The sequence below is a fragment of the Mesorhizobium sp. M7A.F.Ca.US.006.04.2.1 genome, assembly GCF_004022915.1.
In the GTDB taxonomy this organism is placed as follows: Bacteria; Pseudomonadota; Alphaproteobacteria; order Rhizobiales; family Rhizobiaceae; genus Mesorhizobium; species Mesorhizobium ciceri.
On sequence record NZ_RZQA01001468.1, the window covers coordinates 1 to 787 of the forward strand.

Genomic DNA, 787 nt, shown 5'->3' on the forward strand with positions numbered 1-787 from the left:
GCGATGGGCATCGTCGGCGAATCCGGCTGCGGCAAGTCGACCGTGTCGCTCGGCATCATGCGCGACCTCTCCAACATCGGGAAGATCGTCGGCGGCAAGATCAAGTTCCAGGGCAAGGACATGGGCGAACTCTCCGACGAGGAGTTGCGTTCCATCCGCGGCAACAAGATCGCCATGATCTACCAGGAGCCGATGGCGAGCCTGAACCCGGCGATGAAAGTCGGCCAGCAGCTGATGGAAGTGCCGCTGATCCACGACAAGGTGTCGAAGGAAGAGGCCTATAAACGCGCCCTCGATATGGTGCGCTCGGTCAAATTGCCCGATCCCGAGCGTATGATGCGCTCCTATCCGCACCAGCTCTCCGGCGGCCAGCAGCAGCGCATCGTCATTGCCATGGCGCTGCTGTCGAAGCCGGCGCTGCTTTTGCTCGACGAGCCGACGACGGCGCTCGACGTGACGGTGGAGGCGGGCATCGTCGATCTGGTCAAGGGGCTGGGCGAAAAGTTCGGCACGTCGATGATCTTCGTGTCGCACAATCTCGGCCTGATCCTGGAAACCTGCGATCGCATCACCGTGATGTATTCGGGCGAAGCGGTGGAGACCGGCAAGATCAAGGACGTGTTCGACCGGATGCGCCACCCCTATACGCAGGGGCTTTTCCGCTCGATCCCGCTGCCGGGCGCCGACAAGAACTCACGGCCGCTGATCTCCATCCCCGGACAGCTGCCGCTGCCGCACGAGCGGCCCAAGGGCTGCAATTTCGGCCCTCGCTGCCACCATTTCGTCG

The 787-nt window shown here is 62.9% G+C and carries 1 protein-coding gene; it reads left to right on the forward strand.

Features of this window, described 5'->3' with window-relative positions; translation table 11 throughout:
- Window positions 1-787, forward strand: a 787-nt coding sequence (locus tag EN925_RS38105; protein ID WP_164894781.1) for an ABC transporter ATP-binding protein, incomplete at both ends; no start/stop codon positions are given.